Raw genomic sequence first — 19,435 nt, 5'->3', positions numbered from 1 at the left:
AATTCAAAAGCATGGTGACGTCTGCGCAGCAGCCAAACAAGGCCCCAATCCCGCATCATGATGTCGCGGCCGCCTTTTCCTGGCCGCTTGAAAAACACCATTGCGGCCATAGAAAGAGGGTATGGACAATAAGCAAGACACGAAGGCCGGCCAGATCATCATTCTGAACGGCGCGCCGCGATCCGGAAAATCGAGCATTGTCGAGGCCATCCAGGCAGGTTTCGACGACCCATGGATGAATCTGGGCGTCGACGCCTATGTGCGGCATATCACGCCACCGCGTTACCGGCCGGGGATCGGTGTACGGCCGGGCGGCGAACGGCCTGACCTGGAACCGCTGGTTCCGATATTCTATTCGGCGCTCTATGCCTCGATTGCCGCCCATAGCCGCCTTGGGCTCAGTGTCATTGCCGAATTCGGCCATCATGACGCCTATTCAAAGCCGCTCGGAATCCTTTCGGATTGCGCCCGCCAACTTGCCGGCCTACCCGTCCTTTTCGTCGGGGTGCACTGTCCGATCGAGACCATCATGCAGCGACGTTTGGCGGAAGGCCCTGAAAGGCGCAATGACTACGTCAGCGTCTCTGCCGATGCCCCGGTTCCCGCGCCGATCCTTGCGTGGCAGGCGCAAGTGCATCAACCGGGCATCTACGATCTGGAAGTGGATACATCCGTGCAAAGTCCACAGGCCTGCGCCGAACAGATGCGGCAATTGTTGGATCGAGGGGTTCCGCGCCCAACAGCCTTCGAGCGGCTTGCCGTCGGCGCCTGAGAGGCCCCGCAATGAAAAAGGCGGGCGCCGAAGCACCCGCCTTCTATCTCAATTCTGCCTTGGCTTAGCCAGCCGCGACCGGCGCGCCCCAGCTTCCCCAGATATAGATGCAGAAGAACAGGAACAGCCAGACGACGTCGACGAAGTGCCAATACCAGGCGGCCGCTTCGAAGCCGAAATGCTGCTTTGGCGTGAAATCGCCGCCGATCGAGCGGATGAGGCAGACCAGCAGGAAGATCGTGCCGATCAGCACGTGGAAACCATGGAAACCGGTCGCCATGAAGAAGGTAGCGCCATAGATCGAGTTTTTGAACTCGAAGGGCGCATGCGCATATTCATAGGCCTGCACGCAGGAGAACAGCGCACCGAGCAGCACGGTCAAAACCAAGCCCTGGATCAGGCCCTTGCGGTCATTGTGCAGCAGCGCGTGGTGCGCCCAGGTAACCGTCGTGCCCGAGAGCAGCAGGATGATGGTGTTGTAGATCGGCAAATGCCAAGGATTGAGGACTTCGATGCCCTTGGGCGGGAACTGGCCGCCGAGGAAGGCCGTCCGCGAAGCCTGTATGGCTTCGTTCGGGAAGAGGCTGACGTCAAAATAGGCCCAGAACCAAGCGACGAAGAACATCACCTCGGAGGCAATGAACATGATCATGCCATAGCGCAGATGCAGCGAGACGACGCGGGTATGCGCGCCCTCATGCGCTTCCTTCACCGTATCCGACCACCAGCCGTACATGACGTAGAGGATCACGGCCAGGCCGATGAAGAACAGCCAGGGCTGTGCGAAGTTGATCCCGAACAGATGCACCGCGCCGCCGTTCAGGTAGCGCATGAAGCAGACGCCGCCAAAGGTAATGACAAAGGCCCCGAAGGCCGCGATGATCGGCCACGGGCTGGGATCGATAATGTGGTAATCGTGTTTCTTGGTATGCGCCTCTGCCATGTCAGCAATCCCCGAATGACTTTTCCCATATCGCCTCCGGCTGAGCCGAAAGCACTCTCCATCAAAGTTTCTTTTCCACCACCTTCGCTGCGCCCTCGTTGGAAGCCACAGGTTTCGCGCCGTCGCGCGGATAGAAGGTGTAGGATAGTGTCAGCGCCGTGATCGTCTTGGTTTCTTCCGCCTTGGTGATCTCAGGATCGACGTAGAAAACCACCGGCATCTCGCGCTTTTCCCCCGGTGCCAGATCGGTCTCGTTAAAGCAGAAGCATTGCACCTTGTTGAAATAGGCGCCCGCTTCCACCGGCGAGACGTTGAAAATAGCCTGTCCACGCGTCGGCTGGTCGGACTTGTTCTCGACCAGGAACTTGATCTCGACCGTTTTGCCGATCTTTGGGGAGACTTCCTTCTGCATCGGCTTGAAGTCCCAGGGTATCCCCGGGGCAACATTGGCGTCGAAGGAGACCTTGATCGGCTTGTCAAGAATGATGCTGGAGGCCTGATCGACGCGCTGCGTCGTGCCGTTGAAGCCGGTTACCTCGCAGAAGATGCGGTAGAGCGGCACGGCGGCGGCGCACATGGCGCTCATGCCGACCACGAAGCTCAGGCACATGGCAACCACCAGGCCGTTATTGCGGCCGGCGTTTCTTGCCTTGTTTGTTGTCCCCTCCTCCATCACGCCTCCTCAAACGTGTCCGGTGCCGACCTTGATGATGGTGATCGCGTAGAACAGGATCACCAGGCCGGCGAGCACCAAACCGAGCGCGATGTTGCGCCCTCGCCGTGATTTCTTTTGGGCTTCCGTGAGCTTGACGAGTTCGATCACAGCCAGCCTCCCGCACCGCCTGATATCAGCACTATCACGAGCCGGTCGATCAGCAGTGCGGAAAAGATTGCGAAGAGATAGAAGATCGAGAAGGCGAAAAGTTTCTTCGCCGGGATCATCTTAACATCGCCATCCGGCATGCGCCGGACGGCGATGGAACAGTATATGAAGATTGCGCCGAGCGCGGCGGCGACGGCACCATAGCCGAAGCTCGCAAAGCCCATGAATGCCGGCACAACACCGATGATGGCCGTCAGCACCGCATAGGCGACGATCTGATTCTTGGTGGCCGGCACGCCGGCGACATTCGGCAGCATGGGGACGCCGACGGCTTCGTAGTCACGCATCTTGAACAGCGCCAGCGCCCAGAAATGGGCCGGCGTCCACAGGAAGATGATCAGGAAGAGCACGATGCTCTCGATCGTCACGTTTCCGGTGACACAGGCCCAGCCGATGACCGGCGGGAAAGCGCCGGCAGCGCCGCCAATGACGATGTTCTGCGGCGTCGAGCGCTTCAGCCACATCGTATAGATGACGACGTAGAAGAAAATGGTGAAGGCGAGGATCGCGGCCGAAAGCCAGTTGACGGCGAGGCCAAGGATCGTCACCGAAAAGCCCGACAGCACCAAGCCGAAGGCAAGCGCCTCGGAAGCCTTGACGCGGCCGGCGGGAATCGGACGGCGTGCCGTACGGCTCATGACCGCGTCGATATCGGCGTCGTACCACATGTTCAGCGCGCCGGAAGCGCCGGCGCCGACTGCGATGCAGAGAATGGCGATCAAGCCGAGAATGGGGTTGATGTGGCCCGGCGCCAGCACCAGGCCGGCAAAAGCGGTGAAGACGACTAGCGACATGACCCGCGGCTTCAAAAGCTCGAAATAATCGCGCGCACTCGCTTCAGACAGGCCGGTTTCGCCTTTCTTCGCGAGTACTTCGTGATTGTCGATCACCGTCATTCTTTCATCCAATGTCCGTTAAGCCGGACGCCGTTTATCACGGCGTCCGGAAATAAGCTACTTGATGCGCGGCAGCTCTTCCCACTGGTGGTAAGGCGGCGGCGAAGGAAGCTGCCATTCCAGAGTGGTCGCACCCTCGCCCCAGGGATTGTTGCCGGCGACGCGCTTCTTCACGAACGCATCGATGACACCCCAGAAGAAGAAGCAGAGGCCGACGGCTGCAACATAGGAGCCGATCGAGGAAACGAAGTTCCAGCCGGCGAAGGCGTCCGGATAGTCGATGTAACGGCGTGGCATGCCAGCACGACCGAGGAAGTGCTGCGGGAAGAATATCATGTTGACACCGATGAAGGTGATCCAGAAATGCCAGTTGCCGATCTTCTCGTTGTACATGTAGCCGGTCATCTTCGGGAACCAGTAGTACCAGGCAGCGAAGATGGCGAAGACGGCGCCGAGCGACAAAACGTAGTGGAAGTGCGCGACGACGTAATAGGTATCCTGCCATACGCGGTCGAGACCGGCATTGGCGAGCTGCACGCCGGTGACGCCGCCCACCGTGAACAGGAATATGAAGCCGATCGCCCAGATCATCGGCGTGCGGAACTCGATCGAGCCGCCCCACATCGTCGCGATCCAGGAGAAGATCTTCACGCCAGTCGGAACGGCGATGACCATCGTCGCGAAGACGAAATAACGCTGCGTATCGAGCGACAGGCCGACCGTATACATGTGGTGAGCCCAGACGACGAAGCCAACGGCGCCGATCGCGACCATGGCGTAGGCCATGCCGAGATAGCCGAAGATCGGCTTGCGCGAGAAGGTCGAGATGATGTGGCTGATCATGCCGAAGCCCGGCAGGATCAGGATGTAGACTTCGGGGTGACCGAAGAACCAGAACAGATGCTGGTAAAGGATCGGGTCACCGCCACCTTCCGGCGCGAAGAAGGTCGTGCCGAAGTTGCGGTCGGTCAGCACCATGGTGATGGCACCGGCGAGAACCGGCAGCGACAGAAGCAGCAGGAAGGCCGTGATCAGCACCGACCAGGCAAACAGCGGCATCTTGTGCAGCGTCATGCCCGGGGCGCGCATGTTGAGGATGGTGGTGATGAAGTTGATCGCACCGAGGATCGACGAGGCGCCGGCAATATGCAGTGCGAAGATCACCAGGTCGACCGCCGGGCCGGGATGACCGACGAGGCCTGACAGCGGCGGATACAGCGTCCAGCCGCCACCCGCGCCGTAGGCACCGGCCGGACCTTCGACGAACATCGACAGGATCAGCAGCAGGAAGGCGGGAACGATCAGCCAGAAGGAAATGTTGTTCAGGCGCGGGAAAGCCATGTCCGGCGCGCCGATCATGATCGGCACCATCCAGTTGGCGAAACCGCCGATCATCGCAGGCATGACCATGAAGAAGATCATGATCAGCGCATGGGCGGTGACGAAGACGTTGTACATCTGCTTGCCGCCATCGATGGAGGCGTCGCCCGAATAGCCGTAGACCATGGAAGCCAGACCGCTGAAGATCTGGATGCCCGGCTCCTGCAATTCCATGCGGATCGCAACGGACAGCAGGAAGCCAATGATACCGGCAAAGATCGCAAAGATCAGATAGAGGGTGCCGATGTCCTTGTGATTCGTCGAGAAGAGCCAGCGGTTCGCGAAACTGGGCTTGTGAGCGTGATGGTCGTCATGCGCGTGAGCGTCATGAAGAGCGTGCGAATGATCGTCGTGTGCCGTAGATCCAGCCATTATCCCTATCCCTCTTACTCAGCCGTGTTCGCAGCAACGTTGACAGTAGCCGGCTGATCGACGGCGGCCATCAGGGCCTTGTTGGCCTTGCTCAGGTCGCCGGCAGCAGTGGTCAGCCACTGCTGGTATTGATCCTGAGAGACGATGCGGATGGCGATCGGCATGAATGCATGGTCCTTGCCGCAGAGCTCGGAACACTGACCGTAGTACAGGCCCTCATTGTCGGCCTTGAACCAGGTTTCGTTCAAACGGCCCGGAACGGCGTCAATCTTGACGCCGAAGGACGGCATCGCGAAGGAATGGATGACATCCGTCGGTGCGGCGGTAACAAGGACGCGCACGACCTTGCCCACGGGCAGCACCAGCTCGTTGTCGACGGCGAGAAGCCGCGGATATTTCGATTTGTCTTCCTTGCCGGCCGCAGCGCGGTCCTGATCCTTCAGCAGGAAGGAATCAAAAGCCAGAGGCGTGTTGCCGCTGTTTTCATATTCATAGTTCCACTGCCACTGCGTCGCCGTCGCCTTGACGGTCACGTCAGGATTCTGCGGGAACGTTAGCTGCGCGGTCAGAAGATCGAAGGACGGAACAGCCAGGAACAGAAGAATGAGGACCGGTCCCACGGTCCAGATGACCTCGATCAGCGTGTTATGGCTCGTTCTGGAGGGCACCGGATTTCGCGATGCCCGGAACTTGACCATGACGACGATCAAAAGGACGAGCACCAGCAGCGTAATGGGAACGATAAACCAAAGCGTGTATGCTTCGAACCAGCGTATTTGATGCATGTTGCCGGTTGCTGCCTCTTGCAGGCCGGTTTCCCATGGTTTTGGCTGATCGGCATAGCTGCCGGTCGCAAAAAGCAGACAGGCGATAGCCGCCAGAGCTGCGTAAGCCCTCTTAATCACGATGTCTCTCCCTCCAGCGTTTGATCCCAGATCACTCAAACGCAGTATCCCTACATTCCATTGCGCTTCAAACCACAGTTTGGAGCACTCCGCAACAACTCACAAGCGTTGTCCGTGCGGCATTTTTGCGCGAAGTATATTCCCCCGGCCCGCCGAAACATGGCAAGCATTTCATCATCATACGAAAAATTGCATCGTGGTCCATCGCATTGCCGGGGCAAAATGAGATAGAGGTCGTATTTCCGCCGCAGTCGGTTGGAATTCAGCATGCGGGGCTTTTCATTTGCCGGCATGGGCTTCAACAATAGCAGCACTGATTCGAATCTAGAGGTTTTCATGGGTTTTCGTTCCCTCGCCCGGCTTTGGCTTGTCACCGCCAGCATCGCTGCTGCGGCTGCAGCACCCGTTCTGGCGCAGCAGGCACAGCAAACACAGCCGGCGCCGCAGGCTCAGCAACTGCAAACCCAGCAACCGCCGCAGTCAGGCCAACAGCCGCCAGCCCATACCCAGCAGCTTCCGACCAACCAGGTTCCACAACCACCGGGTACGGTGCGCTCCAGCCATGGTGCATGGTCCGTGGTCTGCGACAAGCCGGCCGGCGCATCGACCGAACAATGCGCGCTGATGCAGAACGTCATTGCCGAGGACCGGCCGGAAGTCGGTCTTTCGGTCGTCGTGCTGAAGACCGCCGATCGCAAGTCGAAGATTCTTCGCGTGCTGGCGCCGCTCGGCGTGCTGCTGCCGAACGGGCTCGGCCTTAATGTCGACGGCAAGGATATCGGCCGCGCCTATTTCGTGCGCTGCTTCTCGGACGGCTGCTATGCCGAAGTGGTGCTTGAGGACGAGTTGCTGAAAACGCTGCGCAGCGGCGCGACGGCCACCTTCATCGTCTTCCAGTCGCCGGAAGAAGGCATCGGCATTCCTGTCGACCTCAAGGGCTTTGCCGAAGGCTACGACGCGCTTCCGTAAATCGACAGGGCTTGCTCTCTCGCCGTCCGAAACCTACATCGGCTCTGAACGGAGCACTTGATCCATGAATACCGATCTTCTTACCTTGTTCGATACCGACGAAACCAAGCTGCGCGGCATCGTTGCCGAAGCACTGGCCGGCGCTGACGATGGCGAGCTTTTCGTCGAGCATGTCCAGGCGGAATCGCTGACCTTCGACAACGGACGCATGAAGGGCGGCAGCTTCAACACCGAACAGGGTTTCGGCCTGCGCGCCGTCGCCGGCGAAGCGGTGGGTTATGCGCATGCGGGCGATCTCTCCGAAGCCGCGCTGAAGCGCGCCGCCGATGCGGTGCGCGCGGTCACGAGCGGCTATGCGGGTTCCTACGCCGCCGCGCCTCAGCGCACCAATAAAGTACTCTATAGCGACGAAAACCCGATTGGGAGCCCAAGCTTCGAGGACAAGGCGAGGCTGCTGCAGGAGATCGACAGCTATCTGCGCGACAAGGATGGCAAGGTGCGTCAGGTCACGGCCTCCATTGCCGCGAGCTGGCAGGTGGTCGATATCCTGCGCGCCGACGGCCATCGCGTTCGCGACGTCAGGCCGATGACGCGCGTCAATATCTCGGTGATGGTCGGCGAAGGCGACCGGCAGGAATCAGGTTCCTTCGGAACCGGTGGCCGCGTCGGCTTCGGCGATTTCGTCACGGAAGAGAACTGGCGCCGCGGCGCTGACGAAGCTTTGCGCCAGGCATTGGTCAATCTCGAGGCGATCGATGCGCCGGCCGGCACGATGGACGTCGTTCTCGGCTCCGGCTGGCCGGGCGTCATGCTGCACGAAGCCGTCGGCCACGGGCTGGAAGGCGATTTCAACCGCAAGAAGACCTCGGCTTTCGCAGGGCTGCTCGGCCAGATGGTCGCCGCTCCCGGCGTGACCGTCGTCGATGACGGCACGATCGAAAACCGCCGCGGCTCGATCACCGTCGACGATGAGGGCACGCCTTCGGCCTACAATGTGCTGATCGAGAACGGCAAGCTGGTCGGCTACATGCAGGACCGGCAGAATGCCCGCCTGATGGGCATGAAGGCAACCGGCAACGGCCGCCGCCAAGGCTATGCCCACACGCCAATGCCGCGTATGACCAACACTTATATGCTTGGCGGCGACAAGACACCGGAAGAGATCATCGCCTCGGTGAAGAAGGGCATCTATGCCGTTTCCTTCGGCGGTGGCCAGGTCGACATCACTTCCGGCAAATTCGTCTTCGGCTGCACCGAAGCCTATCTGATCGAAGACGGCAAGGTCGGCGCACCGATCAAGGGCGCCATGCTCATCGGCAACGGCCCAGAAGCGATGAAGCGCGTCTCCATGATCGGCAACGACATGAAACTCGACACCGGCATCGGCAATTGCGGCAAAGGCGGCCAATGGGTCCCCGTCGGCGTCGGCCAGCCGCATCTGCGGATGGATCAGGTGACGGTCGGCGGGACGAAGGCTTGAAGTCTGCCTAAAGCTATGCCCATAGCAGTGGCCATCAGCCTTCGACGGAGGCTGATGCTGTTGATAGCTTTTGACCGAAGAGGACCTCCATGCGCTTGCTGTCACGCTGGCAGAATTCCGCAGGCGAAAGGGTGCGTATAGCACTTTACCTCAAAGGTATTCCGTTCACTTATACACCGGTAAGCTCATTGGCGCCCGGCGAATATGAGCGATTGAACCCTCAAGGTCTTCTACCTGCTCTCGACATCGGTGGACGTATCATCGCGCAATCGTCTGCTATCCTGGATTATCTTGAGGAAGCGTATCCAGCGCCATGTCTGCTACCTTCCGATCCCGTCGTCCGCGCGGAGGCAAAAGCGTTTGCCGGCCTCATCACATCGGAAATGCATTCTCTGACCGTTCTGCGTGTCAGACGCTTTTTGAAATCGGACATAGGTGCCGACGATCATCAAGTTTCGGCCTGGGTCAGCCACTGGCTGGCTCTAGGCCTTGACGCCCTGGAGGAAACCCTACGGCGCCGACCGGTCCAATGGCCGTATTGCTTCAGCGCAGAAGCGGGATGGGCGGACCTGCATCTTGTGCCGCAACTAAGCGCCTCCCGCCGTCTTGGCGTAGATCTATCCCGTTATTCCACACTCCTGGCAGTCGAAGAACGCTGCAACGAACTCGAAGCCTTTCGGCTTGCACGCCCGGAAGCACAGGTCGACTTCTCTCATTCTTGAACGTGGCAACCCAGTGGCCGCTCTCACCCCTCCTCCGGCCGGAACCGCCATTTCCGCTCGACGGCAGCGGCGAGATCGAGGCTGTTGCGGTGGGCGAAGAGAAGGATATGGCCAAGCACATCGGCGGTTTCGTCGGCCAACGCAGTAGCCAGATCCTCGTCCGACATGCCCTTGCGTCTTCCGCGGCCGGTCGTTTTGTTCCAGATCTGGGTGAGTTCGCCCATCTCCTCCTGCAATTTCAAAACAAACCAGTCGGCATCGCGCTCCAATCCGTTGGCGGCGGCATAGGTGGCGGAAGCCTTTTCGAACTGCTGGATCAGATCGGATAACATCAATATTGTTCCCCGTATGTTCTCAACAGAAGTGAACGATTCTGCCGGAAATAGCAAGACGGCGGAGCTTGTGCCCCGCCGTCTTGATAGTTTCAAAACTTGATTTCCGCTCAGCCCTTGGTCGGCAACAGCATGCAGTTGAAATCCTTGCGTTTCAGCGCGGCGCAGGCGGAATTCGCATCATCGCGGCTGCCGAAGCCAACGAAACGGGCGCGATAGACCGTGTTGCTGCCCTTGCCGACGGCTTCGGTATAGGGCGAAGCGTTGGCAAGAGCGCCGCCCGCCTTGGATTGAGCCTCGGACAGCAGGTCCTTGGCGGCCTGCGCCGTCGGAGTAGCTGCGATCTGCACCTGCCAACCGCCGGTCGCCGGTTTGCCGGCATTTTGGATTTCATCCATCGCCATCGGGCGATCCATCGGCACGGTCACATTTGTCGTGGCGGCATAAGCGAGCGGGGCCTGAGCCGGCGTGAACTCGGCGCGCTTGCGCGTCGTCGTGGCCGTGGTTTGCGCATCGACATCGGCAGCAACATCATCCGTCGCCGAAGCAACTTCGACCTGCTTTGCACCGCCAACACTTGCCATGAGGCGCGATGAAGTGGCGGAGGTCGCTTTCGGCACATAGCGATTGAGAAGGGAAGCCATGAAGGCATCGCGGCCACGGGCAGTCGCGCCGCCCATGACGACGCCGATAACGCGGCGGTTGCCCTGGCGCACGGCGCTGACTATGTTGAAGCCGGAGGCATTGGTGTAGCCGGTCTTGATGCCGTCCATGCCTTCGTAGCGATACATCAGATTGTTATGGCCACGGACGCGGCTGCCGCGATAGGTGAAGCTCGACTGCGAAAACAGCCGATATTCCTGAGGATAATTGTTGATGAGCGCAACGGCGAGCGTCGACATGTCGCGCGCGGTCGTCACCTGCTCCATGCTCGGCAAGCCCGATGGATTGGTGAAGACGGTGCGGCGCATGCCGAGTTCGCGCGCCTTCTGCGTCATGATGCGGGCAAAGCCGCTTTCGCTACCGCCCAGCGCTTCGCCCATGGCAGTGGCGGCATCGTTGGCGGACTTGATGATCATGCCATTGACGGCATCGCGGACGGTGATGGTGCTGCCCGGCTTCAGGCCGAGCTTGGTCGGGCTCTTGCCGGAGGCGTTGCTCGAGACCGGAATCGCCGTGTTCCAACCCAGCTTACCACGATGAATAGCCTCAAACGTCAGGTACAGCGTCATCATCTTGGTCAGCGAAGCAGGGTGGTTGAGATCATCGGCATTATCCGAAGCCAGCACCCTGCCGGATTTCGCGTCCATGATGAAATAGGCGCTGCCCGCAAAGCTCGCTACCGGTGCGCTCAACAGCAAGACGGCCGCAGAAAGGGCCATCAAAAGTTTTTTCATATTCGTCCCCAACTGAAACAAATGCCAATACACCGCATCAACCTGTTGTGCGCATTTGCGACAAGAGCCTGATTTCGGTGCGATATTGAGGCAACACCCTCGACAGAATTCCAATTTTGCCTTTGCTGGTAAAATAACGGTTAACACATTGAAAAGATGGTGCAGATTCAGCAAGACTTAACGGCGGATAGGCTAGATCATGGGCATTCTTCAACCGGGTCAATCCCTATGGAACAGGGCATCAGAATTCGTCTCAAGCGCGCGGCGATCTCCGGCGGTCTGGAAACCGCCGCAATTCTGAAAAACCTCGGCCTGATGCGCGACGTCGCCGGCCTCGGTGCCATCTTCACCCTGCATCATGTCCGCCCTCCCTTGCCCCGAACCTTTGCCCCGAATGCGCATCTAGAAATTTCGCCCGAATTCCTCGACAGCGCGATCACGCGACTGAAACGGGATGGTTATGAATTCATTTCTCTTGATGCGTTGCCGGACCGTATCGCAAGTGATCGCAACAAGCCACCCTTTGCTGCTTTCACACTCGACGACGGTAATCGCGACAATTTCGATTATGCGCTGCCGGTCTTTGCCCGCCACGGCACGCCCTTCACGATCTTCGTCACCCAAGGCCTGTCGGAGAGGACGCACAGCATATGGTGGGAAACGCTGGCCGACCTGCTTGCCCAATGGGATCGCCTAACGTTCGACTTTGGCATGGGCACAGAGAGTTTCGATCTCAACAGGGCCGGCCAACGGCAAGCCGTGTTTGCCCGCTTTGCCGCCTATGTTCATGCCCATGACGAGATGGAGGCCGTTGCCCGGATCGACGAGCTCGCCCGAAGGAACGGCATGGAGCCACTGGATCTCGTGCGCGCGACAATCATGGACCGCGGGGAATTGAGGCAGCTTGTCCGTCATCCGCTTGCCTCGCTCGGCGCCCACACGGTCAGCCACCGGGCGCTCGCCCGTCTGCCGGAAGCGGAAGCGGCGGCGGAAATGGCGTTGTCGGCGGATTATGTCGCTGACATCATCGGAAGGCGGCCGGCGGCGATCGCTTATCCCTACGGCACGGCCAATGCGGTCTCTCCTCGCGAAGCTCGGCTTGCAGCGGAACTCGGCTTTTCCGTCGGCGTTACGACCCGGCCTGGGACGATCGGAAAGGCAAGTGCCGCCACGATCACCCATTTGCCGCGGCTGTCGTTGAACGGTCACTACCAGAAGGCTCGATATGCATCGGCACTTGCCTCCGGCATCCCCATGAGGCTGATGGGGCGCCGGGCCTCACCATAGTTCCGTTACGGATACATCCGCACCTTTTCCCAGGCGCCCTCCGGCACGTCGCGGCGGAATTCGACGCGGTCGTGCAAGCGGAACTGGCGATCGTGCCAGAACTCGATCGACAGCGGCCGGATGCGGAAGCCGGACCAATAGGCAGGGCGTGGAATTTCGCCAATGGCGTAGCGGGCCGTATATTCGGCGACCGCCTTTTCCAGGGCGAAGCGGCCCTCGAGCGGACGCGACTGCTTCGACGCCCAGGCGCCGATGCGGCTGCCGCGGGCACGCGTCTTGAAATATTCATCAGCTTCGTTGTCGCTGACCACTTCAACCAGGCCGCGCAGCCTTACCTGACGCCGGAGCGACTTCCAGTGGAAGCACATGGCCGCTTTCTTTTGGGAAAGAATTTCTTGGCCTTTCTGGCTTTCGAAATTTGTATAGAATACGAATCCCTGACTATCGAAACCTTTCAGAAGAACCATGCGGACATTTGGCAATCCATCCTTATCAACCGTTGCCAAGGCAACCGCATTCGGATCATTCGGCTCATTGGCTTCAGCGTCGCGCAGCCAGGAAGCGAAAAGCGCGAAGGGCTCGTTCTGCTCGGTGAAGTCACCGCTTGTTAACTCGTTTTCCGACATATTAGCTCAAATTCTCCGCATTTCCTAAAATCGCCAGCCCCAACACTGGCCAAGATACTCGGGTGGAAGTCATAGCAAAGTCGACGGTTCATACAAAGCGCAAGCTTGCAAAAGGCGCGACGATGGCGATTGCCATTTTCTCCCTTTTCTCCCTTGGCGGCTGCGTCGGCGGCGGCATGGACATGCTGAGTTCGACGAAGGTGGATCGGAGCGTTTCAACCGGTACCATCCCGACTGCTCCTGTGACGACCGACAGCGTTTCCGACGAGACAACCGTGCGTAACGCGGTGACTTCGGCAGATCTCAACAAGCTGAACGGACAGCCCGTCCCCTGGGCGAATGCGTCGACGGGAAGCGCCGGCGTCATCGACACCATCGTCGAAAACAACGCCTCGGGACAGGTCTGCCGCCAGTTCCGCACCACCCGCCACTCCTATGACGGCATCGCCAATTTCTTCGGCAAGACCTGCCTTATCGGCCAAGGCGAATGGCAATTGCTGAGTTTCCAGCAGGACGGCTGATCGCCTCCTCTCTTTCTTATTTCATACTCAGAAGCGGGCCGATCGGCGTGCCCGCCGCAATGCAATCCGCAAGCGCGTAGATATCGTTGCTGGGCGAACGGTCCATCTCCAGCGGTGGGACCATCGAGCGGACAACGGTAAACAGCATCCCGGTTCCCTCACCCAACTTGATTGCGCCTCGCAGATCGATGGCCCGCGCGGCTACGATCAGTTCGATCGCCGTCAGATATCGCAGCTTCACCGCCAGCCGTCCGGTCTTGTCGATCACCGACATGGCAAGCGATGCATAATCCTCGACGCGATCGGCGACGGGCGTCACGGCAAAGGGCATGGGTATCGCCAGGTGGCCGATCTCCGCCGTCAGCGCGGCGACGGTCTTTTGCAGGGCGCCAAAGCCGTTGGCGCCGACACCTTCCGGCGCCAGAAAACGCGGCAGATCGGAGAAGCCCGGCGACAGCAGCTTCATGATTCGCTCGGCCGCCATAGCCGCAAGGCGGGCGAGCGCCAGCCCCAGCGTGTCGAAGGCCAGCACCATATGGGTGGGATCGAAATTGCCGGTCGGCAGCACGACATCCTCATCGGCAAGAACCGATGGGTTGTCGTCACTGGAGCGCAGTTCCAGTTCGGTAGCAGTCCACGCCGCTCTCAGCGCATGCAATGCGGCGCCTGAGACCGATGGCACGCAGCGAAGGCTGAGCGGGTCTTGAAGGCGCCGGGCTGCCCCCGGTTTCATCAGATCGCCGCCTTCGAGCAGCGAACGGACCGCTGCCGCGACTTCGCCCTGGCCGGGGCCGGGCCGCAAGCGACTTGCCAGCGGATCGAGCGGATCAAGGCTGGCGCGAAATCCTTCATAGGACAGCGCTGCCGCACCGATATGCGCATCGAAAATACGCCTGATATCCTGCAGCATCAGGCAGGCAAGGCCGACGGATGCGGCGTTGGACGAGATCAGCGACAGTCCATCCTTTATGCCGAAGGACGGCTGCACAAGGCTGGCCGCCGCCAAGGCATCGGCGCCGGAGACCTCACGCCCATCCGGAAGAATGGCCCTCCCCTCGCCCACCAATACCAAGGCGATATGCGCAAGCGGCGGGAGATCCGCCTCGCCGATCGAGCCGGTCATCGGCACCTTCGGATGGACGGAACAATTGAGCATACCGGCAAGCGCTTGCGCCACCTCTGGCGATACACCCGAATAGCCGAGGCAAAAGCGGGCTAGGCGCGCCGCCATCATGGCGCGGACCTCATCCGCTTCGGCAAAACGCCCAACACCAACGGCGCGGGGGCGCGGAATGCGATGTTGCCCGGAATCCTTCGCGGGATCGAGGCGCGTATCGACAGCGGCACCCAAACCGGTGCTGACTCCATAGATCGCCTTGCCCGCGCCCGCATGGCGGAGGAGACAGGCATAGGCGGCTTCGATGCCGGCGATCGCATCGGCGCCGATCGCGACCTCGGCGCCATTGCGAGCCACGGCGCAGATCGCGTCGATATCCGCGCCGGACGCATCGAAGATCACGCTTTTGGCGTCAGCACCCATCCGTCTGTCCGTTTCTCAAACCGTCCGTTTCAAGCAAAGCGCAGGCGCTGGCCGATATTCATCCGCTTCGCCTTGTCGACCATGGCAGCCCCCAGCGCAACGTCCGTGGTACTGAGACCGCGATGCCAGAAGAGAATGGTCTCGTCGTCGCTTTCGCGGCCAGGCCGCGCACCGCAGACGATCTGGCCGATTTCGGCATGCAGTGTCTCCGCCGTCACCTTGCCCTCATCGACATGCCGGCGCAATGCGCCAAAGGGACGACCGGGGCCGCATTGACCCCAATCGTCGACGACGACTTTGTCCATGATGTCGGTCAGATCGAATTCCAGCGCGCTCATCGTGCCATAAGGAACGACGAAAGCTCCCTTCTTGACCCAGGCGGTCTTGAAGAGCGGCGTCGGCTCAGGCAGGCGGCTGGCCTCGACCATGATGTCGGCGTCCTTCAGGCAGTCTTCCCAATTGTCGGTGACGATGATCTTCTTGCCGAGATCCTTTTCCAATCGGGCGGCGAAGGCATCGCGGCTTTCCGGCCGGCGGGAATGGACGCGGATTTCCTCGAAATCGAACAGATGGTCGAGCAGGCGGACATTCCAATAGGAAGTGCCGCGCGCGCCGATATGGCCGAGCACCTTGCTATCCTTGCGGGCGAGATGGCGGGCACCGATCGCGGTGACCGCGCCCGTGCGCATATCGGTGATCGCGGTGGCGTCGATGATCGCCTTCGGCATGCCGGTGCGCGGATCGAAAAGGTTGAGCACAGCCATTTCAGAAGGAAGACCCTGTTTGTAGTTATCGACGAAATCGCCGACCACTTTGACACCAGCATAGTCGAGAGGCTTCACATAGCCGCGCAGCACATTGAAATGGCCCTTGTCGGAACTTTCGGGCACGAGATGCACGCGCGGTTCGATCACCGTTTCGCCACGTCCCTGCGCATCCAAAGCTTTGCTGACGGCATCGAGGATTTCGTCGTTGGTCAGCGCCAGCGCCTTGGTATCGATGGCGTTCAGATAGTCGATCCAAATTTCCTGCATGGGATGCCCTGACCCTTCCGCTTGTCGCTATGCTCGCCTCATCATGAAATGAGTTGTCTATACTTATTGTCAAGGCAAATCCGGTGCGAAAGCCGTGCCTTCAGTCTTAAGCAGGGCTTGGCTTCCTTAGCGAACGGCTAACCATTGCGGCAGATCGAACCGTTGCCGCCAGCCGGGCGTAACAACTGATTAGCAACTGCTCGCGCAGGATCACACCATATGCGCGTCAACCTTCTTGCTTCCGGGGGAGTGAGGATACGGCGCGATCCATATGTTTTCTTCCTTTTGGGGTGCCGCAACGAGGCCGGGCACACCCTTCAAAACGGTGGTTATAATGATGCGCGATCCTTACAAGGTGCTTGGCGTAAAGCGGGATGCCGGGGCGGACGAAATCAAGGCGGCATGGCGCAACCTGGCCAAGGCCGTACATCCCGATCACAACATCGGCGATCCCACGGCAACGGAGCGCTTTGCCGAGATCGGCCGCGCCTATGAAACGCTGAAGGACCCGCAGAAGCGCAGCCGTTACGATCAAGTGGCGCGCATGGCCGAGGCGAAGGGCCAAAGCACAGAGCAGACCATCATGCAGCAGCGTCAGGCTGCCCGCGAAGCAGCGGAGCGTGCCAAGGCCGCACGCGCCAACGCCGAAAAGATCATGGAAGAACTCGCCCGCGCCAATGCCCAGAAGGCGCAGAAGGCTGCGTCGGCCGCCAACCCGCAGGCGGCCGGCGCCGAGTCACCCGAGGATATGGTCGAGCGCATTTTCGGCGCCAAGGCCGCCCGTGCCGCACCCAACCAGGCAGAGACCGCCGCCAGTGCCGCGGAGACGGAAAAGCCACGCGAACCGGAGAGCGGCGAGACGGAAGAAAACTTTGCCGAAGAGGAGCAGCTTGCGACGGGCACCGGCTCAACCGTCTTCCGCTCGCGCTTCGGCATTCTTGGCTCGCTCGTGCGCCGCTTTACGGGCGGCAGCGTTCAGGACAAAGTGCCGGAGAAAACACCGGAGATCGCTGCCGAAGCGACCGTCACCCTCGATGACATGTTGAAGGGAAACTGGATTGCCGTACCGCTGTCCGACGGACGGGAGGCGCGCTTTCAGGCGACGACGGATATCAGCAACGGCCAGGTGGTGCATCTGAAGGGCCAGGGGATGAAATTGCAGGGGATGCTGCGCGGCGATGTCGCGATCACCATCCATCTCTCCACCGACAGCCGCTTCACGCTTAATGGCCTCGACGTCCACACGACCCTTCCCGTGACCATCGAAAATGCGGTGCTCGGTTATGAGACAACGGTCGAGGGATTGAGCGGGCCGGTCAGGCTGACAGTCCCCCCCTGGTCCGGTTCGGATCAGGTCATCCGAATCTCTGACCAGGGACTACCGGACGGGCATGGCGGAAAAGGCAATCTCGTGGTGGAATTGCGCCTGATGCTGTGGGAAAAACCGGACGACAAAGTTACCGATTTGATGCGCAGCATGCGCGAGGGGCTTTTTTTGTGAAATTTCAGTGACAACCGCACCCTTTGTTACGATCCCTAACAGTTGATGATCTTTCCGATGCTTGAACAGGGGATCGGCCTATGCCATAGGCAGGATCATTCGAAAGTTCAAGGGAGCAGAATATGGCTCAAGCCACTGGCCTCATGGCAGGCAAGCGCGGCGTCATCCTCGGCGTTGCAAACAACCGTTCCATAGCGTGGGGTATTGCCAAGGCCTGTTCCGAAGCCGGTGCCGAAATCGCGTTGACGTGGCAGGGCGACGCTCTGAAGAAGCGCGTCGAGCCGCTCGCCCAGGAACTCGGCGCCTTCATGGCAGGCCATTGCGACGTTACGGAACCCGCGACGATCGACGCCGTCATCGACTCGCTGGAAGCCAAATGGGGCAAGATCGATTTCGTCGTGCATGCCATTGCCTTCTCCGACAAGGATGAGCTGACCGGCCGCTATGTCGACACCAGCCGCGATAATTTCGCGCGCACCATGGACATCTCCGTCTATTCGCTGCTCGCCGTCGCCCAGCGCGCCGAGCGCATCATGAACGATGGCGGCTCGATCATCACGCTGACCTATTACGGCGCGGAAAAGGTCATGCCGAATTACAACGTCATGGGCGTCGCCAAGGCTGCGCTCGAAGCAAGCGTGCGCTACCTTGCCGTCGACCTCGGCGGTCGCGGCATTCGCGTCAACGCCATTTCGGCCGGCCCGATCAAGACGCTGGCCGCCGCCGGCATCGGCGACTTCCGCTATATTCTGAAATGGAACGAATATAACGCGCCGCTAAAGCGCACGGTTTCGATCGACGAAGTCGGCAACTCCGCGCTTTATCTGCTCTCCGATCTTTCCACCGCCGTCACCGGCGAAGTGCACCATGTCGATTCGGGCTATCACGCCATCGGCATGAAGGCCGTCGATGCGCCTGACATCGCCGTCATCAAGGATTGATCAACAGGAAACCTGACCGTGCCGCCTCTTTATGTGATACGCCACGGTCAGACGGACTGGAATGCCGAGCGCCGGTTGCAGGGACAGAAGGATATCGATCTCAACGCCATCGGTCGCGCGCAGGCGCGGCAGAATGGTGTTGAGCTCGGCGAAATCCTCACCTTTGAAAACCAGCCTTTCGACTTTGTCGCAAGTCCGCTCAGGCGCACCCGCGAAACCATGGAAATCGCGCGCGAAGCCATGGGCCTGCCACCCAAGGACTATCGCACGGACGAACGGCTGGTCGAAGTCTCTTTCGGTGCTTGGGAAGGTTTCACCCTCAAGGAGCTGAAGGCGACCGAGGCCGAACGTCTTGCCGAGCGCAACGCCGGCAAGTGGGACTTCATCCCGCCCGGCGATGATGCAGAGAGCTACGAAATCCTCTCCTGGCGCGTCGGCTCCTGGCTGACTTCGGTCGATCGGCCGACCGTCTGCGTCACCCATGGCGGCGTCATCCGCTCGCTGTTCCGGTTGATCGCCGATGTCTCGAAAGAAGATGCCGCTGAAGCGGAAATCCCGCAGGATCGTATCTTGAAGGTCGATACGCAGATGAACATCATCGGCTGGATCTAAAGCCGCCTGCTAAAGGAATAATCCCCGTTCCCTACTGCACGATATCGAGATCGTTGATGACGCGCTTGCCGTCGACCTCGGTATAAAAGACGACCACTTTGACGCCGGCCTTTAGACCCGTGAAATCGAAATCCTGCGGCGCCTGATAATTCTTGCCGTCGTCCAGCGTAATGCTGAAATTCTTCTCATCGACCTTCTTGATCGTGGCCTCGACATCAGCGCTTTCGGCAAAGCCGGCGACGGGGGCGAGGAGACTTGCCGTGGCCAGGAGCGTCGCAACAAAGAAGCGCATCGGGAGTACCCTTTTGATTCATTATCAGTG

General features: G+C 60.0%; 21 protein-coding genes. 9 read left to right on the top strand and 12 right to left on the bottom strand.

All coding sequences use genetic code 11. The features are described from left to right. Window positions 1–121 precede the first annotated feature (121 nt). Window positions 122–772: a chloramphenicol phosphotransferase CPT family protein gene (locus N2601_RS02485; RefSeq protein WP_260303393.1), complete on the top strand. Its 651-nt coding sequence runs from the start codon at window positions 122–124 to the stop codon at window positions 770–772. 64 nt (window positions 773–836) lie between these two features. Here the strand turns inward: N2601_RS02485 and N2601_RS02480 are convergent, their stop codons facing one another. The 6 genes from N2601_RS02480 to coxB form a co-directional block, all read right to left on the bottom strand. Continuing rightward, a complete protein-coding gene (locus N2601_RS02480; RefSeq protein WP_104822234.1) occupies window positions 837–1,715 on the bottom strand; it encodes a cytochrome c oxidase subunit 3 in 879 nt (292 codons plus the stop codon). Between the two features lie 61 nt (window positions 1,716–1,776). Continuing rightward, window positions 1,777–2,388 carry a cytochrome c oxidase assembly protein gene (locus tag N2601_RS02475; protein ID WP_104822233.1) on the bottom strand — a complete coding sequence of 204 codons (612 nt, stop codon included), beginning with the start codon at window positions 2,386–2,388 and terminating at the stop codon, window positions 1,777–1,779. A 9-nt stretch (window positions 2,389–2,397) separates the two neighbouring features. Then, window positions 2,398–2,538: a hypothetical protein gene (locus N2601_RS02470; protein ID WP_034488087.1), complete on the bottom strand. Its 141-nt coding sequence runs from the start codon at window positions 2,536–2,538 to the stop codon at window positions 2,398–2,400. Beyond that, entirely contained in the window at window positions 2,535–3,494 is a 960-nt protein-coding gene (locus N2601_RS02465) for a heme o synthase (RefSeq protein WP_104822232.1), read from the bottom strand. The genes N2601_RS02470 and N2601_RS02465 overlap by 4 nt, the downstream gene beginning before the upstream one ends. A 57-nt stretch (window positions 3,495–3,551) precedes the next feature. Continuing rightward, entirely contained in the window at window positions 3,552–5,246 is a 1,695-nt protein-coding gene (gene ctaD / locus N2601_RS02460; protein WP_104822231.1) for a cytochrome c oxidase subunit I, read from the bottom strand. 14 nt (window positions 5,247–5,260) lie between these two features. Further along, window positions 5,261–6,151, bottom strand: coding sequence for a cytochrome c oxidase subunit II (gene coxB / locus N2601_RS02455; protein WP_104822230.1), 891 nt, complete (start codon window positions 6,149–6,151; stop codon window positions 5,261–5,263). A 336-nt stretch (window positions 6,152–6,487) separates the two neighbouring features. Between coxB and N2601_RS02450 the strand changes: the two genes are divergently transcribed. From N2601_RS02450 to maiA, 3 genes are all read left to right on the top strand, one after another. Then, on the top strand, window positions 6,488–7,120 hold the full coding sequence (locus tag N2601_RS02450; RefSeq protein ID WP_104825006.1) for an invasion associated locus B family protein: 633 nt from the start codon (window positions 6,488–6,490) through the stop codon (window positions 7,118–7,120). Window positions 7,121–7,184: 64 nt separating this feature from the next. Continuing rightward, window positions 7,185–8,600 (top strand): metalloprotease TldD, encoded by a 1,416-nt coding sequence (gene tldD, locus N2601_RS02445; protein ID WP_104822229.1) that lies wholly within the window; start codon window positions 7,185–7,187, stop codon window positions 8,598–8,600. Window positions 8,601–8,689: 89 nt separating this feature from the next. Next, window positions 8,690–9,322, top strand: coding sequence for a maleylacetoacetate isomerase (maiA, locus tag N2601_RS02440; RefSeq protein ID WP_104822228.1), 633 nt, complete (start codon window positions 8,690–8,692; stop codon window positions 9,320–9,322). 23 nt (window positions 9,323–9,345) lie between these two features. On the opposite strand, the gene N2601_RS02435 is transcribed toward maiA, so the two are convergent. Next, window positions 9,346–9,654, bottom strand: a complete 309-nt coding sequence (locus tag N2601_RS02435; protein ID WP_104822227.1) for a pyrophosphatase — start codon at window positions 9,652–9,654, stop codon at window positions 9,346–9,348. A gap of 110 nt (window positions 9,655–9,764) precedes the next feature. Then, window positions 9,765–11,051: a D-alanyl-D-alanine carboxypeptidase family protein gene (locus N2601_RS02430; protein ID WP_104822226.1), complete on the bottom strand. Its 1,287-nt coding sequence runs from the start codon at window positions 11,049–11,051 to the stop codon at window positions 9,765–9,767. A gap of 228 nt (window positions 11,052–11,279) precedes the next feature. Between N2601_RS02430 and N2601_RS02425 the strand changes: the two genes are divergently transcribed. Then, complete coding sequence (locus N2601_RS02425) at window positions 11,280–12,338, top strand: polysaccharide deacetylase family protein (protein WP_104822225.1); 1,059 nt, start codon at window positions 11,280–11,282, stop codon at window positions 12,336–12,338. Window positions 12,339–12,343: 5 nt separating this feature from the next. On the opposite strand, the gene pdxH is transcribed toward N2601_RS02425, so the two are convergent. Continuing rightward, window positions 12,344–12,964, bottom strand: a complete 621-nt coding sequence (pdxH, locus tag N2601_RS02420) for a pyridoxamine 5'-phosphate oxidase (RefSeq protein ID WP_104822224.1) — start codon at window positions 12,962–12,964, stop codon at window positions 12,344–12,346. Between the two features lie 62 nt (window positions 12,965–13,026). Here pdxH and N2601_RS02415 point away from each other — a divergent pair, with 62 nt between their 5' ends. After that, window positions 13,027–13,485: an RT0821/Lpp0805 family surface protein gene (locus N2601_RS02415; RefSeq protein ID WP_104822223.1), complete on the top strand. Its 459-nt coding sequence runs from the start codon at window positions 13,027–13,029 to the stop codon at window positions 13,483–13,485. A 16-nt stretch (window positions 13,486–13,501) separates the two neighbouring features. Here N2601_RS02415 and N2601_RS02410 read toward each other — a convergent pair whose 3' ends face one another. Both N2601_RS02410 and N2601_RS02405 read right to left on the bottom strand, forming a co-directional pair. Continuing rightward, window positions 13,502–15,025 (bottom strand): HAL/PAL/TAL family ammonia-lyase, encoded by a 1,524-nt coding sequence (locus N2601_RS02410; protein WP_104822222.1) that lies wholly within the window; start codon window positions 15,023–15,025, stop codon window positions 13,502–13,504. A gap of 29 nt (window positions 15,026–15,054) precedes the next feature. Further along, window positions 15,055–16,059: an ornithine cyclodeaminase family protein gene (locus tag N2601_RS02405; RefSeq protein WP_104822221.1), complete on the bottom strand. Its 1,005-nt coding sequence runs from the start codon at window positions 16,057–16,059 to the stop codon at window positions 15,055–15,057. A 337-nt stretch (window positions 16,060–16,396) separates the two neighbouring features. On the opposite strand from N2601_RS02405, the gene N2601_RS02400 reads away from it, so the two are divergent. The 3 genes from N2601_RS02400 to N2601_RS02390 all read left to right on the top strand — a co-directional run bounded on the left by N2601_RS02400 (window position 16,397) and on the right by N2601_RS02390 (window position 19,113). Continuing rightward, the gene (locus tag N2601_RS02400) at window positions 16,397–17,560 is read left to right on the top strand and encodes a DnaJ domain-containing protein (protein WP_104825005.1); all 1,164 of its coding nucleotides are present in this window, start codon (window positions 16,397–16,399) and stop codon (window positions 17,558–17,560) included. Window positions 17,561–17,682: 122 nt separating this feature from the next. After that, window positions 17,683–18,501: an enoyl-ACP reductase FabI gene (gene fabI, locus N2601_RS02395; protein ID WP_104822220.1), complete on the top strand. Its 819-nt coding sequence runs from the start codon at window positions 17,683–17,685 to the stop codon at window positions 18,499–18,501. Window positions 18,502–18,519: 18 nt separating this feature from the next. After that, window positions 18,520–19,113, top strand: coding sequence for a histidine phosphatase family protein (locus tag N2601_RS02390; protein WP_104822219.1), 594 nt, complete (start codon window positions 18,520–18,522; stop codon window positions 19,111–19,113). A gap of 31 nt (window positions 19,114–19,144) precedes the next feature. On the opposite strand, the gene N2601_RS02385 is transcribed toward N2601_RS02390, so the two are convergent. Beyond that, complete coding sequence (locus tag N2601_RS02385) at window positions 19,145–19,405, bottom strand: DUF1344 domain-containing protein (RefSeq protein WP_104822218.1); 261 nt, start codon at window positions 19,403–19,405, stop codon at window positions 19,145–19,147. Between the last annotated feature and the right edge of the window lie 30 nt (window positions 19,406–19,435).

This window comes from Rhizobium sp. CB3060 (genome assembly GCF_025200735.1).
Taxonomy (GTDB): domain Bacteria; phylum Pseudomonadota; class Alphaproteobacteria; order Rhizobiales; family Rhizobiaceae; genus Rhizobium.
The sequence above is the reverse complement of the archived record's forward strand: the minus strand, read 5'-3'. Positions and strand labels throughout refer to the sequence as shown.

Excerpts from the sequence above, each read along its gene's own strand:
- maiA (WP_104822228.1), top strand. The coding sequence starts at position 8,690 with ATGCGCTTGCTGTCACGCTGGCAGAATTCCGCAGGCGAAAGGGTGCGT.
- N2601_RS02485 (WP_260303393.1), top strand. The coding sequence starts at position 122 with ATGGACAATAAGCAAGACACGAAGGCCGGCCAGATCATCATTCTGAAC.
- N2601_RS02450 (WP_104825006.1), top strand. The coding sequence starts at position 6,488 with ATGGGTTTTCGTTCCCTCGCCCGGCTTTGGCTTGTCACCGCCAGCATC.
- N2601_RS02385 (WP_104822218.1), bottom strand. The coding sequence starts at position 19,405 with ATGCGCTTCTTTGTTGCGACGCTCCTGGCCACGGCAAGTCTCCTCGCC.
- tldD (WP_104822229.1), top strand. The coding sequence starts at position 7,185 with ATGAATACCGATCTTCTTACCTTGTTCGATACCGACGAAACCAAGCTG.
- N2601_RS02435 (WP_104822227.1), bottom strand. The coding sequence starts at position 9,654 with ATGTTATCCGATCTGATCCAGCAGTTCGAAAAGGCTTCCGCCACCTAT.
- ctaD (WP_104822231.1), bottom strand. The coding sequence starts at position 5,246 with ATGGCTGGATCTACGGCACACGACGATCATTCGCACGCTCTTCATGAC.
- N2601_RS02405 (WP_104822221.1), bottom strand. The coding sequence starts at position 16,059 with ATGCAGGAAATTTGGATCGACTATCTGAACGCCATCGATACCAAGGCG.
- fabI (WP_104822220.1), top strand. The coding sequence starts at position 17,683 with ATGGCTCAAGCCACTGGCCTCATGGCAGGCAAGCGCGGCGTCATCCTC.
- N2601_RS02400 (WP_104825005.1), top strand. The coding sequence starts at position 16,397 with ATGCGCGATCCTTACAAGGTGCTTGGCGTAAAGCGGGATGCCGGGGCG.
- N2601_RS02425 (WP_104822225.1), top strand. The coding sequence starts at position 11,280 with ATGGAACAGGGCATCAGAATTCGTCTCAAGCGCGCGGCGATCTCCGGC.
- pdxH (WP_104822224.1), bottom strand. The coding sequence starts at position 12,964 with ATGTCGGAAAACGAGTTAACAAGCGGTGACTTCACCGAGCAGAACGAG.
- N2601_RS02430 (WP_104822226.1), bottom strand. The coding sequence starts at position 11,051 with ATGAAAAAACTTTTGATGGCCCTTTCTGCGGCCGTCTTGCTGTTGAGC.
- N2601_RS02465 (WP_104822232.1), bottom strand. The coding sequence starts at position 3,494 with ATGACGGTGATCGACAATCACGAAGTACTCGCGAAGAAAGGCGAAACC.
- N2601_RS02480 (WP_104822234.1), bottom strand. The coding sequence starts at position 1,715 with ATGGCAGAGGCGCATACCAAGAAACACGATTACCACATTATCGATCCC.
- N2601_RS02475 (WP_104822233.1), bottom strand. The coding sequence starts at position 2,388 with ATGGAGGAGGGGACAACAAACAAGGCAAGAAACGCCGGCCGCAATAAC.
- N2601_RS02410 (WP_104822222.1), bottom strand. The coding sequence starts at position 15,025 with ATGGGTGCTGACGCCAAAAGCGTGATCTTCGATGCGTCCGGCGCGGAT.